The organism is Streptomyces sp. NPDC088246 (assembly GCF_044741025.1).
In the GTDB taxonomy this organism is placed as follows: domain Bacteria; phylum Actinomycetota; class Actinomycetes; order Streptomycetales; family Streptomycetaceae; genus Streptomyces.
Genome location: NZ_JBIURV010000067.1, coordinates 1 through 12,111 on the forward strand (window position 1 = coordinate 1; position 12,111 = coordinate 12,111).

Annotated in this window: 12 protein-coding genes and 1 pseudogene; 7 read left to right on the forward strand and 6 right to left on the reverse strand. The window is 69.1% G+C overall.

Annotated features, from left to right (window positions below; genetic code table 11):
• The coding region (locus tag ACIPEK_RS41255) for an ISAzo13 family transposase (protein ID WP_402007401.1) at positions 1-558 on the reverse strand (558 nt) is incomplete at its 3' end.
• A 291-nt stretch (positions 559-849) separates the two neighbouring features.
• On the opposite strand from ACIPEK_RS41255, the gene ACIPEK_RS41260 reads away from it, so the two are divergent.
• The gene (locus ACIPEK_RS41260; protein WP_402007354.1) at positions 850-1,401 is read left to right on the forward strand and encodes a hypothetical protein; all 552 of its coding nucleotides are present in this window, start codon (positions 850-852) and stop codon (positions 1,399-1,401) included.
• On the opposite strand, the gene ACIPEK_RS41265 is transcribed toward ACIPEK_RS41260, so the two are convergent.
• Positions 1,335-2,045, reverse strand: a complete 711-nt coding sequence (locus ACIPEK_RS41265; RefSeq protein ID WP_402007356.1) for a Mu transposase domain-containing protein — start codon at positions 2,043-2,045, stop codon at positions 1,335-1,337. The two genes, ACIPEK_RS41260 and ACIPEK_RS41265, sit on opposite strands and share 67 nt — an antisense overlap.
• 54 nt (positions 2,046-2,099) lie before the next feature.
• Here ACIPEK_RS41265 and ACIPEK_RS41270 point away from each other — a divergent pair, with 54 nt between their 5' ends.
• Positions 2,100-2,351: a transposase family protein gene (locus ACIPEK_RS41270; protein ID WP_402007358.1), complete on the forward strand. Its 252-nt coding sequence runs from the start codon at positions 2,100-2,102 to the stop codon at positions 2,349-2,351.
• 143 nt (positions 2,352-2,494) lie between these two features.
• Here ACIPEK_RS41270 and ACIPEK_RS41275 read toward each other — a convergent pair whose 3' ends face one another.
• The 3 genes from ACIPEK_RS41275 to ACIPEK_RS41285 form a co-directional block, all read right to left on the reverse strand.
• Positions 2,495-3,001, reverse strand: a complete 507-nt coding sequence (locus ACIPEK_RS41275) for a DUF4232 domain-containing protein (RefSeq protein WP_402007360.1) — start codon at positions 2,999-3,001, stop codon at positions 2,495-2,497.
• Positions 3,002-3,099: 98 nt separating this feature from the next.
• A complete protein-coding gene (locus tag ACIPEK_RS41280; protein ID WP_402007362.1) occupies positions 3,100-3,720 on the reverse strand; it encodes a transposase in 621 nt (206 codons plus the stop codon).
• A gap of 47 nt (positions 3,721-3,767) precedes the next feature.
• Positions 3,768-4,256 (reverse strand): transposase, encoded by a 489-nt coding sequence (locus ACIPEK_RS41285; RefSeq protein ID WP_402007364.1) that lies wholly within the window; start codon positions 4,254-4,256, stop codon positions 3,768-3,770.
• 316 nt (positions 4,257-4,572) lie between these two features.
• On the opposite strand from ACIPEK_RS41285, the gene ACIPEK_RS41290 reads away from it, so the two are divergent.
• Together ACIPEK_RS41290 and ACIPEK_RS41295 are read left to right on the forward strand one after the other, a co-directional pair.
• Positions 4,573-5,298, forward strand: a complete 726-nt coding sequence (locus ACIPEK_RS41290; protein WP_402007366.1) for a transposase — start codon at positions 4,573-4,575, stop codon at positions 5,296-5,298.
• A 272-nt stretch (positions 5,299-5,570) separates the two neighbouring features.
• Positions 5,571-6,224, forward strand: a complete 654-nt coding sequence (locus tag ACIPEK_RS41295) for a class I SAM-dependent methyltransferase (protein WP_402007368.1) — start codon at positions 5,571-5,573, stop codon at positions 6,222-6,224.
• 73 nt (positions 6,225-6,297) lie between these two features.
• Here the strand turns inward: ACIPEK_RS41295 and ACIPEK_RS41300 are convergent, their stop codons facing one another.
• On the reverse strand, positions 6,298-6,567 hold the full coding sequence (locus ACIPEK_RS41300) for a hypothetical protein (RefSeq protein WP_402007370.1): 270 nt from the start codon (positions 6,565-6,567) through the stop codon (positions 6,298-6,300).
• Between the two features lie 925 nt (positions 6,568-7,492).
• Between ACIPEK_RS41300 and ACIPEK_RS41305 the strand changes: the two genes are divergently transcribed.
• From ACIPEK_RS41305 to ACIPEK_RS41315, 3 genes and pseudogenes are all read left to right on the forward strand, one after another.
• The gene (locus ACIPEK_RS41305) at positions 7,493-8,257 is read left to right on the forward strand and encodes a terpene synthase family protein (RefSeq protein WP_402007372.1); all 765 of its coding nucleotides are present in this window, start codon (positions 7,493-7,495) and stop codon (positions 8,255-8,257) included.
• An 873-nt stretch (positions 8,258-9,130) separates the two neighbouring features.
• Complete coding sequence (locus ACIPEK_RS41310) at positions 9,131-11,845, forward strand: ATP-binding protein (protein ID WP_402007374.1); 2,715 nt, start codon at positions 9,131-9,133, stop codon at positions 11,843-11,845.
• Between the two features lie 107 nt (positions 11,846-11,952).
• Positions 11,953-12,111, forward strand: a pseudogene (locus tag ACIPEK_RS41315) (transposase); the annotation flags it as partial.

A 12,111-nucleotide genomic window follows, 5' to 3' on the forward strand; every position in this document is an offset into this window, starting at 1 on the left:
CCCCAGGGTCTCCTTCTTTTTGGCATCCACGCTGATGACCGGCTGCCCGGCCGCAAGAAACGACGCGGCCCGGTCGTTGATGTAGCGGAACTGCGTATCCCGGTCCGGGTGGCGGGCTCCCTCGATAGTCCGCGAGTTGCCCTGCAACGAGAAGCCCTCGGCTTTCAGCAGCGAGGCGACGGTGTCCGAGCCCACCTTGTGCCCCTGACGGGTCAACTCTGCGGCCAGGTTGCGCGTGGACTTCACCGTCCACCGCCGCGGCGACTCCGGATCACCGCGTTGATCCGGCTCGACGAGCGCCAGCAGGGCCTGGACCAGCCCGGGATCGGCATCCCGCAATGCCTTCCGTCCCGCACCCCGCGTCCGGACCCGACCCTCGGGGGTCTCGCCCTGCTCCAGCTCACGTGCGCCGCGCGACACAGTGGACTCCGCCACCCCGGCCGCACCCGCCACTGTGCGGATCCCGCCGTGCCCCAGGACACGGGCCGCAGCACCCAACACCAGGCGTCGCTGCCGCTCATCCAAATGCGGCAGCAGCAGACGGAACGCATCCCCCAGCCCCGCTTCGATCCCCTCCGACACACCCACACTCTACGGTCCAACTACCCTCAGAAAAAGCAGAGTTATTTATCGGCAGGTCCCTGGGTCGGCGGCAGGCACACAGTGGTGAAGAACTTGGTCATGCCCGGGAGCGTAAGCCCTGGGATTTGTCCGCCCGCGTGACTGTCACCTCGGCAGGACTTCGCCCGGTGGATACAGCTGGCCGACAAGCCGGTGCGGGTGCACTGGCGCCACCGGCAGACAGGCCGGGAGCCCGGGCAGCCGCCCTCGCCGCGGGCGGCGCCCGGCATGCCGAACCCGGTGACGGGCAAGCCGACGCCCGGGCGGAAGTACGCGGCCAGCACCCGCGCGCACAGCGAGACGGTCCCGCGCGGCTTCTACGCCCTCCACCTCGACCGCGGCACGGACACCGTGCTGGTCAATCCGTTCCCGCTGGACCGCTCACGCCGGGGCAGCCGTGCCCACGAGCGCCACAACCCGATGGACGCCTTCGCACCCACCCGCACCGGCCGCTACCGCCCCAAGGTGCCCAAGCGGATCCCGGACGACAAGTTCAACGAAATCTCCACCGGCCTGCGCTCGAACCGCGACCGTGCCCTGCTCGCATCCTGGGTCTCTGCCAGGCGCCCGGGCGGACGAACTCCTCGACTCGGTGGAGCGCGACGCCCTGCCGGGCCAGCAGCTGATCGACGGCAGCCGCAGCAGGCGGCAGGCGGTGTCGATCGCGGCGTCGGCGACCTGCTCGGTCAAGCCTCGCTGGCGAGGCAGGGTGGTCACTGTGCTTCTCCCCCACGGTGGCCGCTGCCGCTGGTGCGGCGGCGTCGGAGCAGTTGGTCATAGGGGGTCACCGAGGGCAGCGGCCTGGTGTCCGGCGGGAGATGCGCGAGGCGCCACTCGTGCAGCGACGTGACGGTCGCTGGCGTCCCGGGAAGCGCCGGGACGGATGCGCCGACGGTTGGCTCGTCTTCCGCCTGGGCAGCCTTGCGGGCCTCCGGTGCAACGGCGTCGGCGGTCAGAGCGCCGGCCCGCAGCGCGGTGGCCAGGCCCGCGACCACGTGCTCGTGGGCGAGGTGCCGGTTCAGCGGAAGGACCTCGATCAGCGCCCGGGTGCCGTCCCGCTCGCCGTGGACCTTGCGGGCCTGAGCCCACCAAGCGTCGTGGACCGCGGTGAACTTGCCCGCTGACCGAGCCTGTTCCAGAGCCGTGGCACCGGGGAAGGCGCCGGGCCTGCGGATGAGGGCTTCGAGGTAATGGTCCAGGTCCAGTCGGCAGCTGCCCTTCGCGATCAGCCTCTCGTGCCGGGCCACCTCGACGTTCTTGTCATAAACCACCAGGTGGGAGGCGTGCAGGACGACGCGCACCCGCTTGCCGATGAGGCGAGTCGGGACCGAGTAGCGGTTGGTCCGGACGGCGATCTGGCTGTAGCGGTCGACGCGCGGCGTGAACAGCCGGCCGGTCTCGAACGGCTCTTCCGGCAGCGGCATCAGCACGACCTGACCGCCACCCGCACCCACGGCATCATCGACGCGCTCGTTGGTATGGAACTGAAGTGCTGGGCCGACAAGGCGTACCAGGGTGCCGACCGCCCGATCCGAGTACCCTTCCGAGGCCGCCGGCTCAAGCGGTGGAAGCGCCGGCACAACAGCACCCACGCCAAGATCCGCAGCCTCGGCAAACACGCCATGGCCACCCTCAAGGGCCGGCGAGTCCTGCTAAAGCTCCGCTGCGGCACCAACCGCATCACCGACCTCGCCAAGGCCGTCCCCGTCCTTCACCGCGCATCAACGTGAGGATGGAAAGGGCTCAGTGAACGAAGCCACCCCCGCGCTGTTGCTTCCGATGCAAGCCGTTTGGCGGTACGCCGCACACGAAAGACCCGGTGTGTCCAGCCGCCGTGACACTGCCGCGGGACGCACCGGGTTCTGGGAGAAGGTCAGGCGCCGCGCTGGACCGGGCCGATGAGGGTGCCGGTGGCCACCTTGAGCTTGCCCTGGGCGACGGACGTGCCGGGGATCTCCCCGTCCGGAGCCTGGAGCGTGAACGATGCCTCCCTCGCGGCGGTGCTGCGACCGCTGCTGGGAACCTGGATATCGAAGTGCACCGGGTGGCCCGGGCCGAAGATCACCACGGTTGCCTGGTTGCCGTAGTGGCCAGCGGCGACCCCGGTCTCCGAACCGCGGTCCGAGAACCGCACGTTGGTTGGCGAACCGGCCAGCTTGCACGGCTCGTACCCGCGTGGAACGGTCAGCGTCACGCGGTAGTGGCGGTGCCCTGCGCTGGCGGGCGCCTCCGTGATCTTCGCGGTGTGGTTGGCCGGCCGGCAGACCGAAGGGGCGACGCTGCCGGCCGTTACGGGCGAAGCCTGCGCGACTCCCGCACCAGCAGCACCCGTCAGCGCTGTGGCGGCGACGATGACGACGAACTTCCAGTTTGTACGCATCCTGAACACTCCTTGCCTTGCTTAATGGCCCTGCGGGTGTTCTCCACCAGAGCCATGGTCAACACGATTCCTGCCCCTCAACCCTCGCGGGGAATGTCTCAGGATTGACACGACCGTGCGGCCAGGTGTGTGCAACCCATACGTACCGTTGGCGGGGTGATCTGACGGATGCCGAGTGGGAACGGCTGCGGCCGTTCCTGCCGGTCGGCAACGGTGGTTGTGGCCAGTGGCGGGATCACCGGCAGGTGATCAACGGGATTCTGCATCGGGTGCATGATCTCCTTCTTGGTCCGGCCGGCCGTGGTCTGCCGGACCACGTAGTCGCGGGTGTGGCCGTCGCCGGCCATGCGAACAAGGGCTATTCGGTAGAGGGCCGCGTTGACGGCTCGGTCACCGCCTCGTGAGAGGCGGTGACGGTTGGTCTTGCCGCTGGAGGCAAGTACGGGGGCGACCCTGCACAGGGCTGCGAAGGATGCTTCGGTGCGGAGACGGTCGGGGTTGCCGCCGGCGGTGATCAGCAGTTGGGCGGCAGTGTCGGGGCCGATGCCGTAGGCGGCCCGCAGGCCGGGATTGTGTTCGGTGACCACGTCGTCCAGCGTGGCCGTGAGTTCGTCGTGCTCGGCAGCCAGGGCCCGGACGCGTCGGGCGAGGCTCTTCAAGGCGGTCAGAACGGCGGCATGGGCGGCGTCGCCCGTGGGGCGCAGGTGTGCCAGGGGCATCGACCAGCGGTTTGCCGTGCAGGGCCCGGTAGCGGGCGCGGATGGCGTCAGGGGCACTGATGAGGATGTGCCCGATCTGGTTCATGGCAGCGGCACGGGCTTTGACCGTCGACCGGGCGGCGTTGTGGAGGGCGCGTATGCCGGTGACGGTCTCGTTCTTGGGCGCGCTGGCCGCGCGCGGAGAGTGCGGCGCGGGCGGCGACGCAGGCGTCGATGGGGTCTGACCTGCCGATACGGCGGCGTTCGGCGCGGTCGGGGCGGTTGACCTCGACCGCGCTCAAGCCGGCGGCGCGGGCTGCCTGGGTGAACCCGGTTCCGTAGGACGCGGTGCCTTCCACGCCGATCGCGATCACGTCTCCGTGGGCGCCCAGGAAGGCGAGGGCTGCCGTGTATCCGGCAGTCGTGGTGGGGAACTCGGCGTCGGCGAGGTGGCCGCCATTGTCGGTGACGACTGCGGCATGGGTGGTGTCGGCGTGCGAGTCCACGTCGCCGAACACCCACTGGCCGCCCGTGCCCACCGTGCCCGCTGCTGTCATGCTGGAGTGCCTTCCTAGCCGGAGGTGGCACCGGCCGGGTGGGGCAGACAGGACATTGAGGGGGCTTCTGACCAAGCTTCTGACTTGCTGAATCGGTCCCAGACACTCGGTCTGCAGCCGTAGCGTGCAGGGTGTCGGCGGCATGGGCCCGCAGTGCTCCTTGCCGCCCTCGGGCTGGCTCACTGATAGCGTGCCGCCGCTGGCTGACACCCGCGCGGTGTGGCTCGACAGAGGCATGAAGGCGACGCAGTGACTTCAAGTCAGGGTGCCCACCGCACTCTTGTTGCTGTCTCATCGAGTGCAAGGCTGGCTGCCCGTGATCCTGATCGGTGTCGATCCCCACAAGTCGTCCCACACCGCCGTCGAAGTCGACGCCGCAGGCCACCAGGTGGCCCAGCGCCGGTTCGTGGTCAACGCCGGAACCTTCCGCCAACTGATGCGCTGGTGCGAGCAGTGGCCCGAGCGCCGCTTCGCCGTCGAAGGCGCCGGCGGCCTGGGCCGCTCTCTCGCCAAGCAGTTGGCCGCCGCGGGCGAGAACGTGGTCGACGTGCCCGCAAGACCGGGCATCCGACCAGTCACCGCCACCGACAGCTGCCGCCGGGACATAGCCCGTGATCTGCTGGCCGACCTGCGCCACCTGGACCGGCAAGTCAAGAACAACGAACCCGACATGCGTGAGGCCGTGGCCGCCACCCGCACCACGTTGACCACCTTGCCTGGCTTGGGAACCGTGCTGGCCGCCAAGGTCATCGGCCATATCGGAGACATTGCCCGCTTCCCCACTGAGCACCACTTCGCCAGCTACACCAGCAGCGCGCCCCTGTATGCCTCCAGCGGCAACAACGTCCGCCACCGGCTCAACACCGGCGGCAACCGTGTGCTGGACTCGGTGCTGCACGCCATCGCCATCTGCCAGATCCGCGACGGCGGGTGCGGGCAGGACTACTACCTGCGTAAAATTACGGAGGGAAAGGCGCCCGCGGAGGCTCGCAGGGCTCTCAAACGACGCCTGTCCAACGTGGTCTACCGGATCATGACGTGACCAACGGAACCGCCTCGCTCAAGCCGCTTGACGCACAGAGGCGCTATCAGGTCATGTTCCACCTGGCCGGAGCCATGAGAACGGGCCCCGGCAGCCGGACGGCACACCTCGAAGACAGCCCAGCAGAGCGTCAGTCAGTGGCAGAGCCATGACCACGGGAACCCGCGTACGAGTATCAATGTCAGTGGTCAGCGACATGAGGGGGCATGGAACCGTCAGCTCAGCCCCATGGCCCCGGGACTCTGTCAGTGGAGGATGCCAAGATTGCCACCATGACGAACCCTGTCGCCATCACCGCCTACTGGAACGACGCTGCCCTCGATTTTGACGACGAGCCCGACCACGGCCTGCGCGAAGAGGTCACTCGCACAGCCTGGCAGAAGCGCCTGATCTCCTGGGCGCCGGCCACCCCGGCGGATGTGCTGGACGTCGGCTGCGGTACCGGCTCAATCTCACAGCTACTGGCCGAGGTTGGGCACCGCGTCACGGGAGTGGACCTGGCACCCCGGATGGTCGACCAGGCCCGCGCCAAGCTGACGGCCGCCGGTCTCCAGGCCCGATTCCTCGTGGGGGATGCTGCGGTGCCGCCCACCGGTGACGAGCAGTTCGACCTCCTACTCTCCCGGCACCTGGTGTGGACGCTGCCCGATCCGCAGGCCGCGTTGCGCGAGTGGATAGCACGTATTCGCCCGGGCGGCACGCTCGTCCTGGTCGAGGGCCGGTGGCGCGAGGCCGGACAGGCTGGAGTCCCCTACGTCGCGGGAGCCGAGACCCTGCCCTGGCACCACGGCATCGGCGCCGACGAACTGGCAGCCGTCGTATGCCCACTCGTCACCGGCCTGCGCACCGAGGACCTCAGTAGCAGCCCCGACCTCTGGGGCGGACCGGTGGCCGACGAACGCTACGCGCTCATCGCTCAGATCTGATCGCACAGGCCCCTTCTCGGCGCGGGCCGGGCGGCGGCCTGGCGGAGGTTGTCGGGGTTGCGGCGCATGCCGGTCACCTCCCGTCCCGGGTGCGGGTGATCGCGTCGGTGCGGGCCTCAACACCGGCTCCGCGGACGGCCTGGGGCGGCTCGTCGGCGAGCCGGGTTGCTTCGAGTTTGACGATGATGCGGCCGAGGGCGTCCTGTTCCTGTCGGCGCCCGGGGCGCCGGGCATCGACCCGAGCGGCAAGTTCGTACCGGAGGGTGCGGCAGGCACTGCCGCCGTGGTCACCGCCTCCTGGAACATCCTCCGCCAGGAGGACTGCCGTCAGGCCGCCTCCCACATGCGGCACCTCGTGGACGAGTCCGTCGACCGCGGCCAGTGGGTCAGCCCGACCGTGATCCGCATCTGGGCGAGGTATGCCAGCCCGTGGCTTCAGGCTGTCCACCTCGCAGCCATCACCCCGACCCTTCGTTCCGTCGACCAGCTCCGCTATAGCACCGCGGCGCCAGTGCCCTCGCTCCCCTCGGCCACCCCACAGACAGTGACCCGCCGGGCCGCCAAGACACCGGGCGTCATCTGGCCGCTGTGGGAAGCACGCCTGAGTCCGGTGCCGCACGTCCGGCAGCACCTGGGAGCCGCACTCTCGGTCAGCCTGATGGTGGTGAACAGCCGCACTGACCTCACTCCAGTGGCAGCTGAACTCGGCGGCCCTGCAACGTCGCCCGCGTCGCCGACTGAATCGACGCCGCACCCAGAACACGACGCCGGGCCACGCACTTCCGCACTCTGTGCTCAGCCACCGCATGATCTGCCCAACATCACCAGCAGAGTCGCGTCGTTGGGTTTCGCGTCGAGGGCGCGATGCATGAAGAGAGGGCGCCGTGTCCCGGCGGGGCGGGTAAAAGCCGGTCCGTAGGGAAAGATGACAAGGCGCGGTCCTTACCCGTGCTGTAGCGGGCTGGAGGGAAGTTCTCGTGAGACGAACGCCTGTAAACGCAGGCACCGAGATCGCAGGGTGGGCCATCCCAGGGGACGGCGGGCAATGGTCTGCCCCCCTGCAGTGCAAAACCCGGGACCTCTCGCTGCTCAACCCCGGCCTTCCCCACGTAGAGCCGCACGTCACGGCGTGGGCGCAGAAAGTGGGGCTGCTGTCTGCGGAAGCGGCTGAGCAGGCCCGCAGGGAGCGTCATATTGCCTTCGCCGGACGGGTCTGGCCATGGGCACCCCCGGAGCGGCTGGCAGAGCTGTCTCGCTTGGCCCTGTGGATGTTCGTCGTCGATGACCGCAGTGACGCCCGCGGGGACGATTCCGGAGCGGTCGACACAGAGCTGCAAGCCATGATGCGCATCGTCACCTGCGCACAGGATGTTGTGCCCGAAATGGCGCCGGGGACCGTACGCGTCCTGGCAGAGGTCGTGCCCCGATTGGCCGATCAGATGAGCCCCGCATGGAGCGATCGCTTCCGCCGGCATCTGGCGGAATGGATACGCACCAACCGGGACATGATCCGGCGCCGGGTGGAACGCAGCGTACCCACGCCTCATGCCTACGTCGCCTGGCGCCGGGTCTCCGGAGCGGTCGGCTGGTGCTTCGATCTCACCGAATACGCACAGGACGCGGAACTCACCGAGCTGGTGTGGTCCTCGACGGCCTGCCGACAGCTGCGGGATACCGCCGCCGACATCATCTGCTGGACCAACGACCTGTACTCCCTCGGCAAAGAACTACGCACCGGCGAAACCAGCAACCTCGTCGTGATACTGCAGCACCATCACCACTTGACGCTGCAGGACGCTGTCAACGAGGTGCACCGCCGGCTCTCCCTGCGAATCATCGAATTGCCTGCCGCAATAGTCAGTCTGCAGACCACCGCCCTCGCCATGAACCTGACGGTGCAGGAACAGGCCGCAGTTGACCGGTACGTGGACGGGATCCGCGCATGGGCTCGTGGATTTCTCGAATACAGCCAGGAATCGGCTCGGTACGCCGAGGCCTCCGTTCCCCCAGCAACGGCGGGGCTGCGGTTGTGAGCCAGGATTACTTTGGAACGGGCGACCGATCGATGTCCGCCCGACCGGCTCGGGAAGCCTCCCGAGCGCACTGTCAGCTCGCCGGACCGCCCCCGGTCCTGCTGCCAGCCCTTCACCGGCTGGCGGTACGCCCCAGAAAGCCCCGAGGCCGACGCCGGGTTCGACGACTCGTCCTGGCTGCTCTGCGACCTCACCACGTCCCACAGGTGGCGCGCGAAGAGCACCCTCCTGGGCCAACGACGCCTTCAAGTCGGCCCGTGGGCTGACCGCGGCCGGACTCGACGGCGACGCCACCGTGCTTGCCTGGCGCATCCAGGGCGGGACCGGGGACGAACTCGTCCGCGGACCGCTCAACGCCGGTGGATGTACTAAGAACCGGGCCGGGTGGTATCTGCCCGGCTTCCCCGACACCAGTGGCAGCCCGTCGACCTGCCGCGGGACTGGACCCGCCAGGGGGTCGCCTGGTACCCCACGACGTTCCGCCTCGACCCGGACGACAACGAAAACGGCCGTCGGAGCCGGCATGCCGCCATGCCACAGCCCACGGGCGCCGTCGCCCCATCGGTCAGCCCACCCCAAAGGAAGGGGGTGTGGACGTGCCCCCGACGGTCCCGCACGCCGTTCTCCCAGGTCAACCCACGAATCCGCCGATCATGTGTGTCTACCTACCGATGAAGTCGGGAGACCCCGGCGACGATGGCCCGTGAAGCCGAACCCCACGCCGGCGTTGCGAGATGCCACCGCACGATCAACCGCATCCAATCCCCCAACATCTCTGCCGTGTATATGTGTGTTTCGCTAGGCTTCCCAGCATGCTGGCAGAGCAGGGGGAATAAAGTGTCGGAACGTCACCGCACCGGGAGGACCACCGTCGTGGACGGACGCGATCGGGTGGGTAAGCCCCTGTACGAGCGCCAAAACGAGGTGGTCGCTGCTCGGAATGCGGTGGAGGGGATCTGCGCAGGCGGCGGGGACCGCGAAGGCAAGCAGGGTGGGCTGCTGTTCTTCAGCGCTGCCGCCGGGCTGGGCAAGACGACCGTGCTGGCCGAGGTCCGGCGCATCGCCACTGCCCGCGGCTGCACTGTACTCTCTGCCCGAGGCGGCGAGCAGGAGCATACCGTCCCCTTCCATGTCGTACGCCAGCTGCTGCAGCCCGTCCTCGCTTCCTGCACCGAGGCCGAGCGTCGCGAGATATTCGGCGGGTGGTACGAGATCGCCGGCCCGGCCGTTGGTCTGTTCGCTCAGCAGACCGGTACCGCCGCCCCGGACCCGCAGGGCGTCCGGGACGGTCTGGACTGGGTCGTCACCCAGCTGGCCGTGCGACGGGCACCGATAGTGATCGTTCTCGACGACGCCCATTGGGGTGATCTGGAGTCACTCGCCTGGCTCGCCGCGTTCGCGGTGAGAGCGCAGGAACTTCCCGTGCTGGTGGTCCTCGGCTACCGCCCGGACGAAGTGCCCACCGAGGCCGCGACGTTCCGCGAACTGATCGACGGCCGCAGCGCACGCCCGATCCCCCTGCACGTTCTCAGCCCGGAGGCAGTGGGCGAACTGGTGCGAAGTTCGCTCGGAGCGGAAGCCGACGACCTCTTCTGCCGCGAGTGTTGGGCGGTCACCGGCGGCAACCCCTACGAGGCCGTCGAGCTCATCGCCAAGGTCCAGGACCGCAGCCTCGCCCCGAACGCGGAGTCGGCCTCCCTGCTGCGCGAACTCGCTGCGAGCGCACGCGGCGCCGGACTGGTCAAACGGCTGGAGAGGCTCGGCCACGCCTCTGTCCGGGTTGCCTGGGCCGCCGCGGTGCTCGGCACCGAGATCTCCCCGGAGCTGGCCGCAGCAGTGGCCGGACTGCCACCGGCCGAGGCCCAGGACGCCGTGGACCGGCTACGCGTCGCCCGTATTCTCACCGGCAGCCGGACACTCGAGTTCATCCATCCACTCGTCGCCACCGCTGTGTACCAGGCCATCCCGCCGGCCACCCGCACCGCGCTGCACGGTCAGGCCGCCTGGGCGGTGGCCGACGCGGGCCTGGGCGTCACAGCCGCCGCTCGGCATCTGCTCGAGACCCATCCCGAGGACGACCCACACACCGTCCTTCAACTGCGCGCTGCCGCGCGCGAGAATCTCCGTCTTGGCGCGCCCGACGCGGCTCGACGCTGTCTGGAACGTGCGCTGCGCGAACCGCCGGCGCCCGAGGATCGCGCGGGCGTGCTCTACGAACTCGGCTGCTCTGCCCTGCTCACTGCCCCGGCCGTCACCGTCAATCACCTCACGGCAGCCCTGGAGCAGCCCTTCCTGGACCCCGCGCTCAGGGAGGACGCCACCTTCCGGCTGGCTCAGGCATTCGCCCACAACGACCAGCCCGCCAGAGCGGCCGCCGTCGCGGGCGCCGAGGCAGCACAGGCAAAGTCCGCTCGAGCGCGGCTGCGCCTGCAGGCAGCGCACTATCTGTGGCTGGCCTTCGACGCGCACGAGGCGCAGGCGTCCGAGCGCTCCCGTCGGCTCGTACGGCTTGCCGAGCACGTGCCCGGAAAGGACATCGAGGAGCGGGCCCTGCTGTGCGTTCGAACCTGGGACGCGATGTTGCGCGGGGAGCCGACCGCGAACACGCTGGCCATCGCCGCACGTGCCCTGGGACTGAGCTACACCGACCCGGACTGGGGTTTCGAACTCCCGAGCCTGACCGCGCTCAGCTACATGTACGCCGACGAGTGCGACCGCGCGGAAGAACTGTTCAGTTCGGCCATCGCAGAGTGCGAGCAGGTCGGGTGGAGTGGTGCCCACCTCTCTTTCGGCTTCACTCTCCTCGGCCTGGTCTGGTTCCGGCGCGGGATGCTCGTCGAAGCAGAGGACTGCGCGCGTGAGGGAGTGCGTCTGGCCGAGCGGGTGGGCCCCCGGGTGCCCGCCCAATGGTATGCCGTCGGACTGTTGCTGGACGTCTTGCTGTCCCGGGGCCGCGTCGAGGAGGCGCTTCGCGTCGCCGAGACGTACGACTTCGCGCCCCCCTACCCGAACGCGGTGGCCTTTCCCGACTCCCAAACCGTCTACGGACGACTGCTTCTCGCCCGTGGTCTGCGCGAGGAGGCCGTGGCACAACTCACCGCGGCCGGGAAACGGCTGGAAGCCAAGGGCATCCTCAACCCGACCTGGTGTCCCTGGGCGGGATACCTCGCCATCGCTATCGCCGAGGAGGACCCCCAGGGCGCCCGCGCCCTCGCAGCGGAGATGCTGCGTCGGGCAGAGCGCTATGGCACGCCCACCGCCATCGGTGAGGCGCTGTGCTTCGGCGCGGCGGTGGACGAGGACGGGCAGGCGCTGCCCCAGCGAGAGCGCGCGGTGAAGGTACTGAGCCGGTCCCCCAACCGGCACGCGTACGCTGAGGCGCTGATTGACCTCGGCGCGGAGCTCAGGCGCGACGGCCGCACCGACAGGGTAGCCGAGCTGCTGTTCGAGGGTATCGAGCTGGCGGACCGATGTGGTGCCGACCATCTCGCTGAGCGAGGCCGTGCGGAGATGGCCAAGGCGGGGCTGCGGCTGCATCGGCAACGCACTTTGGCGCAGCGTCGGGTGAGCGCCGCAGAGCAGGGCTGACCTCGAGCGAGGCAACGGGGTCGGCCCCCCTGAATGGGGCCTGTGTGATGTCGTGATCAATCTTGCAGATCCGGATCCACCTGGAAGGCGGATCCGGTGGGAAGACGATCGCGACGCGGAGGCAACTCACCGACGAACAGTGGAAGTTGATCGAGCCATTCCTGCCGATAGCTGAGTACGGCCCGTACCCCGAGCGGCTGCGGGATCAGCTTGAGGGGGTGATCTGGCGGTTCAGGACAGGCGCGCAGTGGCGTGAGATGCCGGCC